This is a genomic window from Streptococcus sp. HMSC062H02, from assembly GCF_001813005.1.
Lineage (GTDB): Bacteria > Bacillota > Bacilli > Lactobacillales > Streptococcaceae > Streptococcus > Streptococcus oralis_S.
Genome location: NZ_KV811125.1, coordinates 1 through 425, shown reverse-complemented (window position 1 = coordinate 425; position 425 = coordinate 1). Strand labels below are relative to the sequence as shown.

At 37.9% G+C, this 425-nt stretch carries 1 protein-coding gene and 1 pseudogene; both read left to right on the top strand.

The window, feature by feature from the left end:
* Positions 1 to 117, top strand: a 117-nt coding sequence (locus HMPREF2885_RS10350; RefSeq protein ID WP_186822459.1) for an LPXTG cell wall anchor domain-containing protein, incomplete at its 5' end; no start/stop codon positions are given.
* A gap of 75 nt (positions 118 to 192) precedes the next feature.
* A pseudogene (locus HMPREF2885_RS06000) lies at positions 193 to 425 on the top strand (cell surface protein); the annotation flags it as partial.

The window sequence follows — 425 nt, the reverse complement described above, 5'->3', positions numbered from 1 at the left end:
CCAGGCAAAAACTTGCCAAATACAGGTTCTGAAGCATCTTCAATCTTTGGAGTACTTGCTGCCCTAGCTCTAGGACTTGCTGGACTTCTAGTTTGGAAGCGTAAAGCTGAACGTTAGTATCATATAGTAAGAGGAGAGTAGAAATATTTCCTCTCTTCCTTACTATATATTAAATGAATTAAGGGAAAAAGAATGAGTAGAAAAAAATTATTAAAGTTAGGGATTTCAATACTTGCTTTAAACGCTCTTGGAGTAGCAACTTATCATGTAGCTCCAGATCTATATCAAATTCCAACAGTGCATGCAGAAGAAACACCGGCGGAAGATGAAGAAATTCCAGATGGAGCAGAGCGAAACATTGCGCTTAAATTCAAAAGAATGCTTGATGATGTAGAGGCTTTCATCGCTGACTATAAAGCTAATCC